The sequence below is a fragment of the Skermanella aerolata KACC 11604 genome (assembly GCF_000936425.1).
GTDB lineage: Bacteria > Pseudomonadota > Alphaproteobacteria > Azospirillales > Azospirillaceae > Skermanella > Skermanella aerolata.
Genome location: NZ_AVFK01000004.1, coordinates 17,124 through 34,759 on the forward strand (window position 1 = coordinate 17,124; position 17,636 = coordinate 34,759).

General features: G+C 67.5%; 16 protein-coding genes. 12 read left to right on the plus strand and 4 right to left on the minus strand.

Annotated features, from left to right (window positions below; all coding sequences use genetic code 11):
• Positions 1 to 32 precede the first annotated feature (32 nt).
• On the plus strand, positions 33 to 689 hold the full coding sequence (locus tag N826_RS06715; protein WP_044426964.1) for an SH3 domain-containing protein: 657 nt from the start codon (positions 33 to 35) through the stop codon (positions 687 to 689).
• Here N826_RS06715 and N826_RS39730 read toward each other — a convergent pair.
• Together N826_RS39730 and mdoH are read right to left on the minus strand one after the other, a co-directional pair.
• A complete protein-coding gene (locus N826_RS39730; RefSeq protein WP_052830887.1) occupies positions 670 to 2,706 on the minus strand; it encodes an ATP-binding protein in 2,037 nt (678 codons plus the stop codon). The genes N826_RS06715 and N826_RS39730 overlap by 20 nt on opposite strands.
• A gap of 178 nt (positions 2,707 to 2,884) precedes the next feature.
• Complete coding sequence (gene mdoH, locus N826_RS06725) at positions 2,885 to 4,777, minus strand: glucans biosynthesis glucosyltransferase MdoH (protein ID WP_052830888.1); 1,893 nt, start codon at positions 4,775 to 4,777, stop codon at positions 2,885 to 2,887.
• Between the two features lie 192 nt (positions 4,778 to 4,969).
• On the opposite strand from mdoH, the gene N826_RS06730 reads away from it, so the two are divergent.
• Positions 4,970 to 6,430: an OpgD/OpgG family glucan biosynthesis protein gene (locus N826_RS06730; protein WP_044427419.1), complete on the plus strand. Its 1,461-nt coding sequence runs from the start codon at positions 4,970 to 4,972 to the stop codon at positions 6,428 to 6,430.
• Here N826_RS06730 and N826_RS06735 read toward each other — a convergent pair.
• On the minus strand, positions 6,399 to 6,932 hold the full coding sequence (locus tag N826_RS06735) for a uracil-DNA glycosylase (protein WP_211099231.1): 534 nt from the start codon (positions 6,930 to 6,932) through the stop codon (positions 6,399 to 6,401). The two genes, N826_RS06730 and N826_RS06735, sit on opposite strands and share 32 nt — an antisense overlap.
• A gap of 369 nt (positions 6,933 to 7,301) precedes the next feature.
• Between N826_RS06735 and N826_RS06740 the strand changes: the two genes are divergently transcribed.
• From N826_RS06740 to N826_RS06780, 9 genes are read left to right on the plus strand one after another with little or no spacing between them, the layout of a single operon-like run.
• Positions 7,302 to 8,540 carry an inositol-3-phosphate synthase gene (locus tag N826_RS06740; RefSeq protein WP_044426969.1) on the plus strand — a complete coding sequence of 413 codons (1,239 nt, stop codon included), beginning with the start codon at positions 7,302 to 7,304 and terminating at the stop codon, positions 8,538 to 8,540.
• Entirely contained in the window at positions 8,530 to 9,426 is an 897-nt protein-coding gene (locus N826_RS06745) for an HD domain-containing protein (RefSeq protein ID WP_044426971.1), read from the plus strand. The genes N826_RS06740 and N826_RS06745 overlap by 11 nt, the downstream gene beginning before the upstream one ends.
• Positions 9,423 to 10,565 (plus strand): hypothetical protein, encoded by a 1,143-nt coding sequence (locus N826_RS06750; RefSeq protein WP_044426973.1) that lies wholly within the window; start codon positions 9,423 to 9,425, stop codon positions 10,563 to 10,565. The genes N826_RS06745 and N826_RS06750 overlap by 4 nt, the downstream gene beginning before the upstream one ends.
• Entirely contained in the window at positions 10,565 to 11,536 is a 972-nt protein-coding gene (locus tag N826_RS06755) for a Gfo/Idh/MocA family protein (RefSeq protein WP_044426974.1), read from the plus strand. Before N826_RS06750 ends, N826_RS06755 begins: the two co-directional genes overlap by 1 nt.
• Positions 11,527 to 12,360 (plus strand): MBL fold metallo-hydrolase, encoded by an 834-nt coding sequence (locus tag N826_RS06760; RefSeq protein ID WP_044426976.1) that lies wholly within the window; start codon positions 11,527 to 11,529, stop codon positions 12,358 to 12,360. The genes N826_RS06755 and N826_RS06760 overlap by 10 nt, the downstream gene beginning before the upstream one ends.
• Complete coding sequence (locus N826_RS06765) at positions 12,357 to 13,808, plus strand: YcaO-like family protein (RefSeq protein ID WP_044426978.1); 1,452 nt, start codon at positions 12,357 to 12,359, stop codon at positions 13,806 to 13,808. Before N826_RS06760 ends, N826_RS06765 begins: the two co-directional genes overlap by 4 nt.
• 35 nt (positions 13,809 to 13,843) lie before the next feature.
• Positions 13,844 to 14,731 carry a sugar phosphate isomerase/epimerase family protein gene (locus tag N826_RS06770; protein ID WP_044426980.1) on the plus strand — a complete coding sequence of 296 codons (888 nt, stop codon included), beginning with the start codon at positions 13,844 to 13,846 and terminating at the stop codon, positions 14,729 to 14,731.
• A gap of 4 nt (positions 14,732 to 14,735) precedes the next feature.
• Entirely contained in the window at positions 14,736 to 16,007 is a 1,272-nt protein-coding gene (locus N826_RS06775; protein ID WP_044426982.1) for a glycosyltransferase family 4 protein, read from the plus strand.
• A gap of 20 nt (positions 16,008 to 16,027) precedes the next feature.
• Entirely contained in the window at positions 16,028 to 16,813 is a 786-nt protein-coding gene (locus N826_RS06780) for a PIG-L deacetylase family protein (RefSeq protein ID WP_211099232.1), read from the plus strand.
• Here N826_RS06780 and N826_RS06785 read toward each other — a convergent pair.
• A complete protein-coding gene (locus tag N826_RS06785; RefSeq protein WP_052830889.1) occupies positions 16,800 to 17,108 on the minus strand; it encodes a hypothetical protein in 309 nt (102 codons plus the stop codon). The genes N826_RS06780 and N826_RS06785 overlap by 14 nt on opposite strands.
• 122 nt (positions 17,109 to 17,230) lie before the next feature.
• On the opposite strand from N826_RS06785, the gene N826_RS06790 reads away from it, so the two are divergent.
• Positions 17,231 to 17,635 carry a response regulator gene (locus tag N826_RS06790; protein WP_044426987.1) on the plus strand — a complete coding sequence of 135 codons (405 nt, stop codon included), beginning with the start codon at positions 17,231 to 17,233 and terminating at the stop codon, positions 17,633 to 17,635.
• Position 17,636 lies beyond the last annotated feature (1 nt).

Genomic DNA, 17,636 nt, shown 5'->3' on the forward strand with positions numbered 1-17,636 from the left:
TGCCGGTCAGCTTAGACGAAGGTACCGATGCCATGCGCCGTCCAGTCCTTGCCGCCGCTCTCCTGATTTCGCTGAGCGCCTGCCAGGGTCTTCCCTTCATCCAGCAAGCGGCCGAGCCGCCGAAACCCACTCCGGCTCCCGCCGCGAGGTTGCCCGACTTCGAGCCGGTCGTGGGCCGCTGGCAGGTCGGCAAGGCCGCCAACCTGCGCGCCGGTCCCAGCACCGACTTCCCGGTCGTCGGCGGGATCAAGGCGGGACAGCCGCTCGACGTGCTGGGCAAGGTACCGGGTGCTGAGTGGTTCGCCGTGAAGATGGGCGACCGGCATGCCTACATCCACACGCGGCTGGTCCACCAGATGGACGAACCGCCGCCGGTGACGGCGACCACCGTCGTGGCGGTGCCGGCTCCGATCCGGCAGGCCGAAGTCATGCAGGTTCCGCCGGCGAAGGCGCCGCCACGGACGGTTCAGTCCTCGCCACTGGCGGCGCCTGTCCCGATTGCGGCCTCCGCTCCGGCACCCGTGCCGGCGACCGCGCCGCCCGTCGTGGCACCCGCGCCGCCCATCGCGGCGCCGGTGTCCATACCGGTTCCGGCCGCCGCTTCCCAGCCAGCCGTCCCGGCAGCTCGTCTCTACGGCGGCTGGGTCGCGACCGGCGCGCCGGTTTCGTTCAAGCCGATTGCTCGTTGACGGGGTGGACCAGCACGGGGCGCTGCGTCCTCGGCAGGCTGACGACGACCGTCGTGCCCCGGCCCGGCTCGCTGGTGACCTTGAGTTCGCCGCCGTGAAGTTCCGACAGCGTCTTCGCCAGCGGCAGACCCAGGCCGGTCCCCTGGTGGCGCCGGGCGATGCTGTCGTCGATCTGGCGGAACGGCTCCAGCGCCACCTTGATGTCTTCCGCGCGCATCCCGATGCCTGTGTCGCTGACCCTGATCTCCAGCCGGTGGCGGGCCGGCGTGACGGTGACATCGACCCGCCGGTCGCATTCGGCGGCCGACGTGAACTTCACGCCGTTGGACAGCAGGTTCAGGATGATCTGGCGCAGCCGGACCTTGTCGGCCAGGATGTCGATGGGCTGCGGCGGCAGGCTGGCTTCCAGCGTCACGCCGGCGGCATGCGCCTCGCTTCCCATCAGGGCGACGCAGGACCGGACCAGCGCGCAGACATCGACCGGCTCGCGGTGAAGCTCCATCCTCCCGGCCTCGACCTTGGTCAGGTCCAGGACGTCGCCGATCACTTCCAGCAGGTGGTTGCCCGATGAATTGATGGCGCCCGCGTATTCCTTCTGCTTAGGCGTCAGCGGGCCGAAGAACTCGCGCAGCAGCATGTCGGAGAAGCCGATGATCGCATTCAGCGGCGTCCTCAGCTCATGACTCATATTGGCGAGGAAGTGGCTCTTGACCTGGCTTGCCGCCTCGGCTTCCGCCCGGGCGTCCTCCGCTTTCCGTTCGGCCAGCTTGCGGGCGGTGATGTCGGTGTGCGTGCCGACCATGCGTTGCGCGCCGCCCGCCGGATTGACGCTCACCACCTTGCCCCGGCTGAGGATCCACAGCCAGCCTTCGGACTTCGACCGCATCCTGTACTCCGCCTCGTAGGTCGGGCAGCGGCCCTGGCGGCATTGGGCCAGGGCCTCCAGGGTGGCGGCGCTGTCGTCGGGATGGATCAGCTTTTCCCAAGCCTCGATCCTTGGCTCGATCTCGCTGGGCGAATAGCCCAGCATGGTCGCCCAGCGTTCGCTGAAATGCGCGTCGCCGGTGGCGACGTTCCAGTCCCACAGCCCGTCCCGCGCGGCATCCAGCGCCAGTGCCAGCCGCTCCTCGCTGGCGGCCAGATGTTCGGCGAACTGGCGCGCGCGCCGCAGCACCAGCGCCAGGAGCAGGCCCATGACGACGGCGACGGCCAGCAGCGGCGGCAGGAACCAGCGGAGGAAATCGCGTCCCGGCGTCGGAGCGTCCCACGTCAGCACGCCGAGCGGGGTGTTCAGCGGAGCGGTCAGCATCAGCATCGACGGCGCACCGGCGGCATCGGCTTTGGGGCCGGGAGGATCCAGGATGGCGGCATTGCGGATCTGGGTCGCCTGACTCAGCTTTTCGAGGAATTCGCCGTCGACCACGCGCAGGATCACCAGGACCCCCGGCCTGACGGCGGCATCGAACTCGTCGGTGCCGGCTTCCGGGGTGAAGCGAGACGCCGCGGCGATGTGGATGCCGCTGTCGAACGGCACCAGACCGGTCGCCGGGACCGGCTCTTCCGGCGTCGACGCCATCGCCTGTTCGAACAGCGCTTTCAGTTCGGCGTCGGAGGTGAAGCCGCTGCCGTTCCCGGTGCTCGTATCCGTGACGGTCTCGCCGATCCGGCCATAGATTTCCCGGCCGTCCGCGTCCAGCAGGAAAACCGCCGCCGCATCGTGCTGACCGGTCAGGAAAACGCCGAAGTCGCGGTCGGCGTAGCCGGGATCGAATTCGACATACAGATGGGTGATCGGCTCGTTCCACCAAGTATAGTCCTTGGCGAGCACGGCGAGGGCGGATTTCGCCTCCTCCAGCGCGTGGTCGACGATCCGCTTCGACTCCGTCGCCGCTCCTCTGTCCTGCCACCAGGCTGAAACGACGGCCAGCCCGAAGATGGTCGCCGCCCCGACGACGAACATGAAGATCACAGGGAGAACCAGGCGGCTGACGAGCGGCGATCCCCGAAGCATTCCCATCGATGACCTCCGAAGCAATAACCCCGCTCTCGATAGCGGTATTATTAATGCTTTGGCAAGAAATTCAACCGACGGTTCGTCACAATGAGATGGAATAAAGTAATACTGATTTTGGCCGGTCTTTCTCGAAACTTCCGCGGAAACCGGCCGCGATCTTCATACTCCGATTTTCGGATCTCTAATCGGCATCCACGGTGTCCTGATCCAGCGGCCGCCGGATCAGGCTTTGCGGGATCATCGGGATGAGGCCGCGCGGCGGCAAAGCCGGGCGCAAAGCAGATCCGGCCGCAAGCGTCGGGGCCGCACGCGCGGCCATCTCGCGAAGCTCGGGCTCGGGCGCCGTCTCCGCCGGGATCAGGAACAGGCGCAGGCGCCGTGCCAGAAGCCCGATGCTCCGCCTGCTCGACCAGCTCGTCAGGGCGGGGCTGAGCACGAGGCCCAGGATGATCGGCGACATCCACCAGAACAGCACGGGGCCGACCAGCAGTGCCGCCGCCGCCATCACCAGCCCGAGAATCACGTGACCCGCGTGGCACTGGAACGCCTCGCCCAACCCGACGCCGCGGTCGCCGCGCGGCTGGGCGTCCCAGGCGACGATCCGCCCCGCCAGGGTGGAGGCGACGAAGCGCGAGTACCAAGCCATCAGGACGGGCGCCTGGAGCGTCGAGAACACCTGTTCCAGCAAGGCGCTCGCCAGCAGGGACAGGCCACCGCCGAAACCGCGCCGGGCCTTGCCATCGGCCATGACGGCGGCGATGCTCAAGACCTTGGGCAGGAACAGCAGCGTCAGGGTCAGGGCGAACATGGCGCTCGCCGCCGCACCTGGGTTGAACAGGCCGGACGTCAGCAGGCCATAGCCGCCGCGCTCCTCCCCCAGGATCAGCTGGCCGGCCGACAGCACCAGGAAGGCGAACCAGATCGGGGCCGACAGGTAGCACATGATGCCCATCAGAATATGCATCCGCCCTGGCCAGCGGAGGCCGTGTGCCGGCAGGAACCGCATGTGCTGAAGGTTGCCCTGGCACCAGCGCTTGTCGCGGCCTGCGTAGTCGATGGTATTGCCGGGAAGCTCCTCCCACGTGCCTCCTAGCTCCGGGAGCAGCCGGACCTCCCACGGGCCGCGCCGCATCAGGCACGCTTCGACGACGTCGTGGCACAGGATCTCGCCGCCCAGCGGCGCCTTGCCCGGCAGCACCGGCAGGTCGCAATGGGCCATGAAGGCCTTGATCCGGACGATCGCGTTGTGTCCCCAGTAGTTGGCGTCCTCCTGGCTCCAGAAGTTCAGGCCCAGCACGGACAGCGGCGTGTAGAGGTTGGCCGCGAACTGGTGGATGCGGGCGAACAGCGTTTCCCGGTTGACCGGATGCGACACGGTCTGGATCAGGCCGATCCGCCCGTTGTCCTCCATCAGCCGGATCATCCGCCGGATCGTGTCGCCGCTCATCAGGCTATCGGCGTCCAGCACCACCATGAAATCGTAGTGGTGGCCCCAGTTGGTGCAGAAATCGGCCAGATTGCCGGCCTTTCGCCCGGCATTGTCCAGGCGGCGGCGATAGAACACCTGCGGCATGCCGGCCTTGCCGCCCGTCTCCGCCAGCAGGACGTCGTAGGCGCGCTCCTCCTCCCGCCAGATCGCCTCGTCACGGGTATCGCTCAGCACGAACAGGTCGATCCGGTCCACTTCCCCCGTGCGGGCCAGCGAGCGGGCCATGACGCCGACCGCCGCGAAGACGGTGGTCACGTCCTCGTTGTAGATCGGCAGCACGACGGCGGTGCGGCTGCACGGCGGGACAGAGACGTCGATCCGTGACGCCTCGACCTCCAGCGGTGGGGCCGCTTTAGAGCCCAGGCAATGGAGGACGAAGCCCAGCACCACCTGCCAGCCGTTCAGGGCCAGCCAGCCGAGATTGGCGGTGAACAGGACGACCAGCACCCAGTCTAGCGCCGTGCGGGGGCCTCCCATCGCTTCGGCCGCGAGGAAGGCCGAAAGCAGCGTCAGGCACAGGACGGGGATCAGGAAGATCGCCCGGCGCACGGCTGACGGCACGCGCGCGGAGGTCTCGGTCGTCATGGAACAGGTGGCCTTTTGGGAAGTTAACGGACGGGATAGCAGGAATTATGTCAGGGCGAATCGATGAACTTCTTTGATGCAGTTTTTATTCGCTCTGGCTCTTTGTTGTCACGGCGCCGAGTCCTGTCTGGGACGCTGGCGTTCGGGAGCGCCACGGTATTTGCGAAATACGGCCAGGTTTTGGCGGAAGACGTGAACGCCGGGGGGGGCTTCGGCTTCGGACACGTCCGGAACATCGCGCGGGACCTTGCCGCCCGCCCGTATCGGCCGCCGGCGGAGACGATGCCCGACGTCCTCCGCGACATGACCTACGACCAGTACCGTGCCGTACGCTTCCGGCCGGACCACGCGCTGTGGGCGGGAGAGGGGGAGGGGAGCGGCGGTTTCACCGCGCAGTTCTTCCATCGCGGGTTCCTGTACCGCCGGCTGGTGCGGGTGAACGTGATCGGCCCCGATGGCGTGGTGCCGGTGGCCTATCATCCCGACATGTTCGACCTCGGCGGGCTGACGGTCCCGGACATCCCGGACCTGGGGTTTGCCGGCTTCCGGATACACCACGCGGCGGGGGGAGGCTCGACCGGCGACGAGTTCGCCGTGTTCCTCGGAGCGTCCTATTTCCGGCTGATCGCGTCCGGTCAGGAATACGGCGTGTCGGGCCGGGGCATCGCGGTCGAGACCGGCAGCGACCGGCCGGAGGAGTTCCCCGACTTCACCGAGTTTTGGATCGAGCGTCCGGCGCCCGGCAGCGGCGAAGTCACCGTGCTGGCCCTGCTCGACGGTCCCAGCCTGACCGGGGCCTATCGCTTCCGGCTGCGGCCCGGTGCCCGGACGAAGGCCGAAATCGATGCGGCCCTGTTCATGCGCCGAGCGGTCGGCCAACTGGGTGTCGCACCCCTGACGAGCATGTTCCTTCACGGCGAGAACGGTCCGCGTAGCTTCGACGATTTTCGGCCCGAGATGCACGACAGCGACGGGTTGCTGATGGCATCGGCCAGAGGCGAGTGGACTTGGCGTCCCCTGGTCAACGGCAGGGCGACGCCCCGGTCGACCGATTACCGGATGAAGGACCCGCGCGGCTTTGGCCTGATGCAGCGCGACCGGGATTTCGGCAGCTATCTCGACGTCCAGGCGATGCACGAGCGGCGGCCCAGCCTGTGGGTGGAGCCTCGGGGCGGTTGGGGCGACGGGGCGGTCCAGCTCTACGAGTTCCCGTCGCTGGAGGAGTACAACGACAACATCGTGGCCTATTGGGTGCCGGACCGTCCGCTGGAGGCCGGAGCTGTGCTGGATTACGGCTATACGCTGACGGTGATGGACGGCGGCACGGAACTGGTCCCGCTGGCTCATGTGACCGCGACCCGCATCGGTTCCGCCGAACGGCTGCGGCCGACCGTGCCGCCCTCGCCGGAGCGGCGCTTCTTCGTCGTGGACTTTGAGGGGAAGGGGTTGCCCGGTCACGGCGCCGGGGTTTCCGCCGAGGTATCCGCGACGGCGGGGCAGGTCGTCGAGCCGGTGGTCGAGCACGTGCCCCAGACCGGCGGCTGGCGGCTGTATTTCGAGTATCGGCCGGAACTTGATGTGCCGGCACAGCTCGACGCGCGGCTCAGAGAAGGGGAGCGGGTCATGACGGAGACATGGCGCTATTCCTGGTGACCGCCAGCCGTTCGGCTGCTTTTCCCAGGCAGACGGAAATGCGCAGCGCCACGTCGGGGCTGGTGCAGACATAGGTCGGGCTCGGGTGCGGCATCGTCAGGCAGGGGATCTTGCGGGTTTCCAGCAGATCGACCGCAGCCTCCGCCTTGCGGCCAGCGACGACGGCCAGTTCCAGGCGGGGCAGCAGGTCCAGGAAGTCCGGCAGGTGCCGCAATCCTTCCGCCACCTCGGCGCGCGTCGGGTTGCGGTTGCGCTCCCCCGCCGTCTGGATCAGCCACGGCACGATGTTCCAGATCACCGTGTCGGAGCGGGCGATGCCGGCCTGCGGCAGGAAGCGGAACAGGTTGGCCGCGGTGCCGTCGGGATTGTCGCGGGACACGAAGCCGGTTCCCAGCACCTTCGGCCCCGGTGTTTCCAGCAGGATCAGCAGGCGGGCATCGATGCCGCCATCCAGTGGATCGGCATCCGGCACCGCCTTGCCGAGGCGTGCCGCTAGCAGCACTCCATATGCTGCCAGAGGCGCTATGTGAGGGGCACCAAGCAAGGTCCTGCGTCGCGCACGCTCGGGCGCCTCGCGGAGCGTTTTCGGATAACTCGGGTACGGGTAAGTCGCCGTTTCGTTCAATTTCGTTATTTATTTTAAAAACAAAGTAGGGCGCATAGCAACTAGGGCAAATTTGTATTCTTCAACTGCATGACATCAAATAGCCTGATTGTTGAATGGGTAACCCGCATGAATGATGCTTATCGCCGATTGGCGAATGTGCCCGTCTGATATCCCGACCATTGTCCGTTGCCACTGTTGAGAAGAATTTGCCAGCGACGCTTTCCGCGTCCGGTATATTTCCGGAGGATAGAATTGGTTAGTCAGATGCCTGCACGCCGGTTGGGCGTTGCAATAGTCGGGTTGGGTGGTGCGGTTGCCACGACGGCAGCCGCCGGATTGGAGATGATCCGCCGCGGAGCGGTCGATCTGTCCGGGCTGCCGCTGGCGGAGTCCACCCAGGCCGGCTTGGCTCCCTACCAGAACATCGCCTTGGCCGGCTGGGACCTGTACCCGGACGATCTGGCGTCCGCCTGCCGCCAGCACGGCGTCCTGGCTCCGGCCGAACTGGACCTCGTGCGCACCGAACTTGAGTCGGTCAGGCCATGGCCCGCCATCGGCAACGTCAAGTTCTGCCGCAACGTGGCGGGCCGCGAGGGCGCCAACTTGACCTCCATGCGCGACCAGATCGACAGCCTCAAGGACGATCTCAAGCGCTTCAAGGCGGACAGCGGTGTCGACAGCCTCGTGGTCGTCCATCTGGCGTCCACCGAGCGTCTGGTCGATATCACGCTGCCGCAGTTCGCGACGCCGGAAGCGTTCGAGATGGCGTTGGACGCCAACGACGACGAAATCGGCCCGGCGATGCTCTACGCCTATGCCGCGATCACCAGCGGCATCCCGTACGGCAACTTCACTCCCAGCGTTTCGGCCGATATTCCGGCGCTGAAGGAGCTGGCGCGGCGCAACGGTGTGCCGATCGCCGGCAAGGACGGCAAGACCGGCCAGACCCTCGTCAAGACCGTCATCGCCCCGGCGCTGCGGGGCCGAGCGCTACACGTCGACGGTTGGTACTCGACCAATATTCTGGGCAATCGCGATGGTCTGGCATTGGACGATCCCAGTTCGCTGGCGTCCAAGCTGGACACCAAAGGGTCGGTGCTGGACAGCATCCTCGGCTACAAGGTCGAGAACCACAAGGTCTTCATCCACTACTACCCGCCGCGTGGCGACGACAAGGAAGCCTGGGACAACATCGACTTCACCGGCTTCCTCGGTCACCGCATGCAGATGAAGATCAACTTCCTGTGCAAGGACTCGATCCTTGCTGCCCCGCTGGTGATCGAGATCGCCCGCTGCCTGGATCTGGCAAAGCAGCGCGGCCACGGCGGCGTGCTGGAGGAGTTGGGCGTGTTCTTCAAGGCGCCCCAGATGACCAACGGCGCCGAGCCTGAGCATGCTTGGCCCGAGCAGGAGCGCCAGTTCCGCGACTGGCTGGACAATGGAACCGGTCGGGCGGAGAAGTCCCTGAAGGCAGCGGCGGCGAGCCTTGCCGATGTCGGTTGACGCTGCCCTGATTCCGCTGCTGCGGGAAATCAACGACCTGAAGCGGGTGCGCGCCGCCGGTATCGACGGCACGCTGGCCGCGCGCGCCTTCCGGCGGTCGTGGGGACGGCTGGTGGCGGGGGATTCCCTCGTCACCGTGGCGTTGCGGGAAACGGCGCTGGCCGTGGCCGGGTGCCGGCTGGGCGGCATCGACCGCACGATGCTGACCCGCGCCGGCCTGAGCGACGGGGAGGCGACGGAGGTTCTGCAATCGGCGTTCGACGCGGTCGCCGAACCGCTCGATCCGCTGCTTGCCGCCGCCCTGCGCGACCACTTAAGCGAACCGGAGCCTGCCGCCGCCGAAGCGCCAGCCTTCGTCCACGATCTGGAACGCCAGCCCCGTGCCGGCGCTACCCGGCCGGGTCATCCGCGCCTGATCCTGGAACCGCCGGAAAGCCACGCCGACCACTGCATGATAGTGGCGGTCTACGCGGTGCTGGTGGGTCCCGCCTACCGCGCCGATGCTGCTGTTCCATTCCTGGCAGGACTGGCGCACCACTTCCATAATGCGGTGATGCCGGACAGCGGCTTCGCCGGCGAGATGCTGCTGGGGCGTCATCTGGAGCCCGTCATGGCTCGGCTGACGGAGGAGATCATAGCGACGCTGCCCGATCACCTCGCCCGTGCCTGCCGGGAAGCGCGGACGATCCTGCCCGACGCGGAAACTCCAGAAGCCAAAGCGTTCCACTCCGCCGACGTGATCGACCGCGTGCTCCAGATGGACCAGTACGCCCGTGTCGCGAGCTTCGAACTGCGCCATGCGGTCGAGGAGATGGAACTGGTCCATGCCGGGCCGCTCCAGGACTTCCAGACCGGCTTGCTGCGGACGGTCGGGCTGATCCGGTGACGGTGTTGCTGAGTCCGACGACCGGGAAGCCGCTTCGCAAAGACGGCCCCGGAGTGCTGACCGACGGGACGGAGCGCTGGCCCGTCCTGGCCGGCATTCCCTATCTGCGGACGGGGCGGCGGGAGCTGCGCGATGCCGCACTTGCCGCCATCGACCGGGGCGACGAGCGGGGCGCCCTGGCGCTGCTGCTGCGCGACCAGGACGACTGGGCACGCATCGCGCCGCCGTCGCTCGACGAGGCTGCCTGTCTCGCGGACGACATCGACGGACTGACCCTGCGTCAGGCAATGGAACGGCTGAACTTCGGCCCGGTCGCGCACTACTTCGCGCACCGCTGGTCGGCGCCGACCTTCCTATCGGCGCTGGGTCTGCTGGAAACCAATTGGACCGACCCGCCGCTTGTGCTGGAACTCGCCTGCGGCATCGGCCAGATCCTGCGGGAAGTGGCGGCCCACGGCATCGCGGCCGCTGGCATCGACGTTGTCTTCTCCAAGCTCTGGCTGGCCCGGCATTTCCTGCTGCCCGATGCGCCGCTCGTTTGCGCCGACGTGACGGCGGGGCTGCCGCTGGAGCTGCCGGAGGGCGCCGCGATCCTGTGCCACGACGCCTTCTACTTCATGCCGGAGCAGGAGCGGATCGCGGCAAGTCTGATGGCCGGCGCCGGCGAGCGTGGCAGCGTCCTGATCGGCCATGCCCACAATATCCGGTTCGAGCACGGCATCGCCGGGCGTCCCCGCACGCCGGAGGAATACGCTGCCCTCTTCCCCGGATGCCGCCTCTACGACGACGCCGAACTGGCGCACGGACCCGCACTGGCGCGAACACCGCAGGAGCTTGCGGCGGTGGAAGCGGTATCGCTGGCCTGGAGAGCCGGCGGCATCGGTCCCACGTCGCCCATCGACTTTCACCTTCCCCTGGCCGGCACGCCGCTCCGGCTCAACCCGTTGCTTACCCGCGACAGCGGTCGCCTCAGGCCCGCATGGCCGACGCCAGCCTTCGCCCGCGAATACGCGAACGCCACATACCTGGAGATCGACTTGCCCCGCGAAGACCAGTTGAGCGGCAGGGTCGGCGACGATCCGCTGACCGACGACCTCGCCCGCCGCCGTATCCTGCTGAACCTGCCGGAGCGCTGGTGATGGCCGACCGACAACTTGGCTGGGCGGTGGTGGGCTGCGGCTGGGTGGCGCGTGATTACGTCATCCCCGCGATCCACGCCGCCGCCAATGGCCGCGTCGTGGCGCTATGCGACCGCGACCCGTCCCGGCTGGGCAGCCTGGGGACCTCGGACCTGTCCGCCGTGTTGAGCAATCCGAAGGTCGAAGCCGTCTATGTCGCAACCCCCAACGACCAGCACCGGCTCGTCGTCGCCGCCTGCGCCGAAGCCGGCAAGCATGTGCTGTGCGAGAAGCCGATGGCGACCAATTCGGCCGACGCCGCCGCCATGGTCGATGCCTGCGCCGGGGCCGGGGTGACGCTCGGCATCGCCTACGACCAGCGCTTCCACGCGGCGCACCGGCATCTCCGCACCCTGATCGCGGAAGGCGCGCTGGGGACGATCACCCAGGCCCGGATCTTCTACGCCTGCTGGCTGCCGCCGGACTGGACGGCGGACAACTGGCGGGCCGACCCGCGCCGGGCCGGCGGCGGAGCGCTGTGGGACCTCGCCCCCCACGGCATCGACCTCCTTGAAGTCCTGCTCGACACGCCCTGGAGCGACCTGCACGCGCTGACCCAGAAACGCGTCCACCCCTACGACGTCGATGACGGCGCCGTACTGACCGGTCGCTTCGCCGATGGCACCCTGGGGACGATCCAGGTTGCCTACAACTGCCCGGACACCTACCCGCGCCGGACGCTGGAACTGGTCGGCACCCGCGCCATGGCTGTGGCGACCAACACCATGGGCCAGACGCCCGGCGGCAACCTGACGCTGATCGATGCCGCCACGGGAGCGGGCAGCGCGGTTCCGGTGCCCGACCCCGACCGCAGTCCCTTCCTGAATCAGATTGAAGCCTTCGGCGAGGCCGTCCTGTCCGGCCGCCCCTTCGCCTTTCCCGCCGAGCGCGACCTGCGCCTGTTCACCTTGATGGAGCGATCATGCCGCTGATCCAGTACGCCTGTGCCCATTGCGGGTTCTGGCAACCCTGGTTTGCCGGGCAGCAGCCGATCGGCTGCCCCGTCTGCATGGATGTCCGGAACGCCCTGCCACCCGACGGCTGGGACTTCCGCACCGTCGAAGACCTGACCGGCAGCGTCACCACCCACTGGGCCGAAGCGATGCCCGGCATCATTGGTTTTTCCTGCGATCCGGCCTTCGGGCTCGGCTCCACCGGCTGGCTGCTGCTGCGCGACGAGGGCAATATCGCGTTCGAGGGCGCTCCGTTCTACACGCCGGAGGCCCTGGACGAGATCGCGCGTCTTGGCGGCATCTCCATCCTGGCCGGCTCCCATCCCCACGGCTTCGGCGCGCTCTGGCAACTGGCGGAGCGGTTCGAGCCGACCGTCGTGATCCACCGCGACGGGCTGCGCTACACCAAGGCGTTCCGGGTGTCGTGGCCGGCGGACGACGTCCACCAACTGGCGCCCGGACTGACCATGATCGCGACCCAGGGCCATTACGAAGGTCATGCCGTGCTGCACGACGTCCAGGACCGGGCGCTGTTCTGCGGCGATTGCCTGAAGGTCGATCTGGACGGGGAAGGCCGCCCGGTGGCGCTGAGCTGCCACAAGGGTTTCCACTACCAGATCCCGCTCAGCCACGACGAGGTCAGGCGCTACCGCGCCGTCTTCGCCGAGCTTGATTTCGACACCGTCTTCACGCCGTTCGAGCACGCCTCCGGCGTTACCCGCGCCCATGCGCTGGGTCTGTTCGACCGCCTGCTGGCGGGACCGCCGAGCACCCGTCCGTTCCCGCTGGAGACGCTGGCATGAGTCTCCGCAAAGTCATCGACGCCTATCGAGCCAACCTGCCGCCGGGCGACCTGGAGCATTTTCGGGTCGATGCCCTGGACCGGATCGGTGTGCCGGTCGTCTTCGCCTGTCACCGCCAGAATGACGGCGCCCAGTTCGACGCCTTCGGCTACGGCGCCACTGAGGAACAGGCTCTGGTCGGCGTGCTGGGGGAACTGACCGAGAATGCCCAGGCCGACACGGTCCTGCGCGGAATAGAGCGCGTCACCGGCAGCTACAACGATCTCGCCGCCCGCCGCGGCGCGGCGGCGATCTGCGATCCGCTGACGCTGTGCCTCCCCGCCGGTTCGGACTACACGCCGGACATGCCCCTGACCTGGGTCGCGGCCAAGCGCTTCCCGTCGGGCGAGGCGGTGCTGGTTCCGTATGAGTTCGCCGCCTGCTACCGTTCCCAGCTCGACGGGATCGAGCCGCTGACGACGCCGATCACCAACGGCCTTGGCGCAGGGGACAGCTTCGAGCGGGCGCTGGTCCACGGCCTGCTGGAACTGCTCCAGCGCGACGGCAACTGCACCGGCTTCCGGGCGATGGATCAGGGACACGTGCTCGACCTTGCCGACGTTGCCGATCCGGAGACCCGCCGGCTGCTGAAATACCTTGATGTCCTCGGCATCGACGTGATTGCCAAGCTGGCATCGACCGATTTCGGGCTGGTAAACCTCTACGTCGTCGGCTCAGACCGCGACGGCCGTTCCACCGTGCCGATCATGCAGACGGCGTGCGGCGAGGCTGCCGACCTCGACCGCGAGCGTGCCTTGGCGAAGGCGCTGCTGGAGTTCTGCTCCAGCCGGTCGCGGAAGGCGATGTCGCACGGTCCGCTCGATCTCGTGAACCGGGTGGCGCCTCCCGGCTATCTCGACCGCTACCGCGCCCGCCATGTCGCATCCGCCGAGGAGCCGCGCGCGGTCGAGGCGATGGCCGCCTGGGTCAGCCAGTCTGCCGCAGACCTGCGCGGCATGCTGGCCGACAGCGTGCTGTCGCGGCGGACCTCCTCTCCGTTCACCGATCTGCCGACCTCGCCGGCCGACACACCGGCCGAGCGGCTGCGAACGATCTCGGGCAAGCTGCGCGGGAGCGGGTTGGACATCCTCTACCTTGACCTCTCGCCGCCCGGCGGCGACGTCTTCGCTGTGAAGGCCATCGTCCCCGGCCTGGAGTGCGAGACGATGAGCTATCACCGCATCGGCGAGCGCGGCATCCGCCGCCTGCTGGAGCGCGGCAGCGAACTGGCCGGCATCGGCGCTTCGCCGCCGGGCAAGAGTGCCGTTCCCCTGACGAAGGCGGCGATGGAGCGGCTGGGAGGGCCGGCATGGCTCGACACCGCAGCCATCGACCGTATCGTCGGACCGCTCTATGCCCTCTACCGCGAGCCGGAAAGCCATGCCGTCCGCTTCGTCCTGGGCGAGTGACCAATCGGGAAAAACCAAAAAAGGAGGCCCACAGAATGGCCCTTCGCTTCGCATACAACACAAACGGCGCCGCCAACCACCGGCTCGACGACGCGCTCTCGCTGATCGCGGACAGCGGCTATGACGGCGTGGCGCTGACGCTCGATCACCACCACTTCGATCCCTTCGAACCCGACCTGGAACGCCGCGCCGAAGCCTTGTCCGGGCGGCTGCGCGAACTGAAATTGGGGTTGGTGATCGAAACGGGTGCGCGCTACCTGCTCGACCCGCGCGTCAAGCACGAGCCGACCCTGCTGAACCCGACGCCCGAGGGCCGCGCCCGCCGGATCGACTTCCTGACCCGCTGTGTCCGCATCGCCGCCATCTGCGAGGCGGAAGCCGTATCGTTTTGGGCGGGTGTCCCCCAGCGCGGCGTCGATCCCGCGACTGCGTGGGGTTGGCTGGTGGACGGCGTCGCCCAGGTGGCTGATGCGGCGGCGGAGCACGGCGTCACCGTGGCGCTGGAGCCGGAGCCCGGTATGCTGGTCGAAACCGTCGACGATTTCCAGCGCTTGAGCCGCGACCTGTCGAAGCGGACCTCCTGGCCGCTGCGCCTGGCGCTCGACACCGGCCACTGCCTCGTCACGGGGGAGCGTGATCCAGCATCCGCCGTCCAGGAATTCGCCGGCAGCCTCGGCACCGTCGCTGTAGAGGACATGCGCCGGGGCGTCCACGAGCATCTGCCATTCGGGCAGGGCGACATGGACGTCCCGTCTGTTCTGGAAGCGCTGGAGGGCATTGGCTTCGACCGGCTGGTCTGCGTCGAGCTTTCCCGCGAGTCTCACCGCGCCCACCTCGCCATCCCCGAAAGCCTCGACTGGCTGAAGGCCCATTTGCCTGCCGCTTCAGTCGAGGGTTCGGCCCAGACCCGCCGGAGTGCGTGACGCCATGCGTATCTGCTTCATCAGCCGCCGCTTCTTCCCCGCCATCTCCGGCATGAGCGTCTACGCCGCCAACCTGCTGCGCGAGCTTGTGGCCGGTGGTCACGACGTCGTCATGATCTCGCAGTATCGCAACGATCCTGCTGGTTCCGCCGTCTATGGCGGCGGCCCTCCCCCCGCCGTGCCGGGCGTCAAGGTCATCGGGCTGGAATCGCTGGGCGAGCAGGAGGTCGGCCACAAACGCCCCGCTGACTTCGAGGCCGACCTGTCGGCCATGATCGAAGCGGCGCTGGCGGAGCATGCGGCCAAGCCGTTCGATCTCGTCCATGCCCAGTACGGCTATCCCTGCGGGCTGGCCGCCTTGGAGGTCAGCCGGCGGCTCGGCATCCCCAACGTCGTCTCGATCCAGGGAGGCGACGGCCACTGGGTCGGAACCTGCTGCGCCACCCATAAGCAGGCCATGCTGGCGGTGCTGGGCCATGCCGGATCGCTGATCATCGGCAGCCGCAGCTTCGCGGAGGAAGTCCGCGACCACCACGGCACTCCGCTCGACCGCTTCGTCATCGTCCCCGGCGCCACCGACACCGAACGCTTCCATCCGCGCCCCGACCGCGACATCGCAGATCTCTCCGACGTGCCGGTCCTGCTCTACCATGGCCGCGTCGACCGGCGGAAAGGCGTGATGGAGCTGATCGACGCGTTCGACCAGTTGCGTGGCCAAGGCCGCAAGCTGCGCCTGATCATTTCCGGCATCGGCCCCGATGTAGAGGCGGTACGCTCTCGCGTGGCCGAGCTGAACCTTGGCGACGATGTCGAGATGACCGGTCACGCCGACTACTTCGCGGCGGCCGATGTCTACCGGCGCGGCGACATCTTCGTCTCGCCGACATATTCCGAGGGATTCTCAAACACGATCCTGGAAGCGATGGCGAGCGGCCTGCCCATCGTCTCGACCAACGCCGTCGGCGTGGTCGATTGCCTGACCGACGGCTCCAACGCCCTGCTGGTCGAGCCGCGCGAAGTGGACGGCCTGGCCCAGGCGATAGCCCGGATCGTCGACGACGCACCCTTGCGCCGCCGGCTGGCCCATCAGTCGCTGGAGGAAGTCCGCAGCCTCTATTCCTGGCACGCCATCGGCCGCCGCATCCAGGAAATCTACCGCGACCTGCAAGGGACCAAGCCGGACACCGGCTGGACGACCCTTTACGATCCTGCCGAAGTCACGCGGGAGACGGCGGACCTTTCCTGCCGGTTCCGCGCAGCACCGCATCTGCTGTAACGATGAGGGCCGACGCGACCGTGACCACTACCCGTACAGCGCTGTTCGTTTCCCCCCACCTGGACGACGTCGCTTTCTCCTGCGCCGGAACGCTGGCCGCCCTCAAGGCACGCGGCTGGAGCGTCGTCCTGGCGACCGTCTTCACGCGCTCGGTCGTCAACCCGAAAGGCTTCGCGCTCGCCTGCCAGACCGACAAGGGGCTGGCTCCCGAAGTCGATTACATGGCGCTCCGCCGCGACGAGGACGCCGCCTTCGCCGCGACGCCCGGAATCGAGGCCGACGAGGTCCATTGGCTCGATCTGGAGGAAGCGCCGCACCGTGGCTACGACTCCCCGGCGGCGCTGTTCGGACCCGTGCTGGCCACTGACCAGATCTGGCGCGAGGTAGCGGTCCGCGTCGGCGCCATCGCCGAAGCCGTCGATCCCAATGTCGTGTTCGCCCCTCAGGCACTGGGCAACCATGTCGATCACCGGCAGGCCGTCCGCGCCGTCGTGTCGCTCGGGCGTCCCGCCGTGTGGTACCGCGACCTTCCCTATGCGACCCGCGCTCCGGAGGAGGCTCCACCGCCGGGATTGCCGTCGGGGCTGGTCAAGCTGGCGGTCCCGGTCACGGACCATCTTCCCGCCAAGATCGCTGGTTGCTGCCGCTACGCGACGCAACTGCCGTTCCAGTTCGGCGGGGTCGAACGGGTCGGTCAGACCCTGACGGCGTTCGCGGCGGACGAGGCCGCCCGTGCCGGGATGCCGGACCACGCCGAGTGTTTCCTGGCCGATCCGGCCGTGGCGGGTGCGCTCAGGGGTGCGTGAGCCCTGCTGTTGCCGTGCCGGTGTCCGTGCCAGCGTTCTGCGCCGCCCGCCGCCGTTGCCAGACCGTCAGATATGTACCCAGGGTTCCCCCTAAGCACATGAACAGGATGTAGGCGGAGTTATCCGCGTACTGGACGATCACGGAAGCGCTCAGCATGTGCCAGACGAACGAGACCGTCGCCGCCATCTCCGCCTTCATGGAGATGATGTAGTAGGTGTAGCGGGCATACAGGAAGTCTAGCACGAAGGCCGAAACGAACACGGCGAGGGCTATGGTCGGACTGATGTCGAACATGCGATAAACTTCTCATAAGTTGCATGCACATGTTTTGGATCATTAAGGTTAAGCATCCGTAACCTTAAGTGCCGTGGCGGGTTAAGCTCCCCGACCGCGTATCCGAAACCCACCATGATCCAATGCGAATCCTGCTGCTCGAAAGCGACCTGATCCTCGCCCAAGCCCTGTCCGAAGCTCTCCGGGAGGCGGGCTACGATCCGATAGGACCGGTGACGGAGGTGAACGACGCCATCACCCTGGCCGAACAGTTCCGGCCCGACCTCGCCCTGATAAACATCGATCTTCCGGCGGGGCCGGGTCTTGGGATCGTCGTCGCGCGCACCATCGCCAACAGCTGGAACATCAAGTCACTCTTCACCGCCGGCGACAAGGAGATCGCCCGCCGCAACCGGGACGTGGCGTTCGGCTATCTCGCCAGCCCGGCGACGGTCAGCGAACTTGTCGAATGCATCGAAGCGGTCAAACTGATCCGAAAGGGCGAGTTTCCGACGAAGATCCCGAAGCGGCTGTCGCCGTTCCTGTAGC

What these genes read in the sequence shown, in the direction of transcription:
- N826_RS06775 (WP_044426982.1), top strand. Translation starts at nt 14,736, where the DNA reads ATGCGTATCTGCTTCATCAGCCGCCGCTTCTTCCCCGCCATCTCCGGC.
- N826_RS39730 (WP_052830887.1), bottom strand. Translation starts at nt 2,706, where the DNA reads ATGGGAATGCTTCGGGGATCGCCGCTCGTCAGCCGCCTGGTTCTCCCT.
- N826_RS06715 (WP_044426964.1), top strand. Translation starts at nt 33, where the DNA reads ATGCGCCGTCCAGTCCTTGCCGCCGCTCTCCTGATTTCGCTGAGCGCC.
- N826_RS06760 (WP_044426976.1), top strand. Translation starts at nt 11,527, where the DNA reads ATGCCGCTGATCCAGTACGCCTGTGCCCATTGCGGGTTCTGGCAACCC.
- N826_RS06770 (WP_044426980.1), top strand. Translation starts at nt 13,844, where the DNA reads ATGGCCCTTCGCTTCGCATACAACACAAACGGCGCCGCCAACCACCGG.
- N826_RS06765 (WP_044426978.1), top strand. Translation starts at nt 12,357, where the DNA reads ATGAGTCTCCGCAAAGTCATCGACGCCTATCGAGCCAACCTGCCGCCG.
- N826_RS06755 (WP_044426974.1), top strand. Translation starts at nt 10,565, where the DNA reads ATGGCCGACCGACAACTTGGCTGGGCGGTGGTGGGCTGCGGCTGGGTG.
- mdoH (WP_052830888.1), bottom strand. Translation starts at nt 4,777, where the DNA reads ATGACGACCGAGACCTCCGCGCGCGTGCCGTCAGCCGTGCGCCGGGCG.
- N826_RS06740 (WP_044426969.1), top strand. Translation starts at nt 7,302, where the DNA reads ATGCCTGCACGCCGGTTGGGCGTTGCAATAGTCGGGTTGGGTGGTGCG.
- N826_RS06745 (WP_044426971.1), top strand. Translation starts at nt 8,530, where the DNA reads ATGTCGGTTGACGCTGCCCTGATTCCGCTGCTGCGGGAAATCAACGAC.
- N826_RS06790 (WP_044426987.1), top strand. Translation starts at nt 17,231, where the DNA reads ATGCGAATCCTGCTGCTCGAAAGCGACCTGATCCTCGCCCAAGCCCTG.
- N826_RS06785 (WP_052830889.1), bottom strand. Translation starts at nt 17,108, where the DNA reads ATGTTCGACATCAGTCCGACCATAGCCCTCGCCGTGTTCGTTTCGGCC.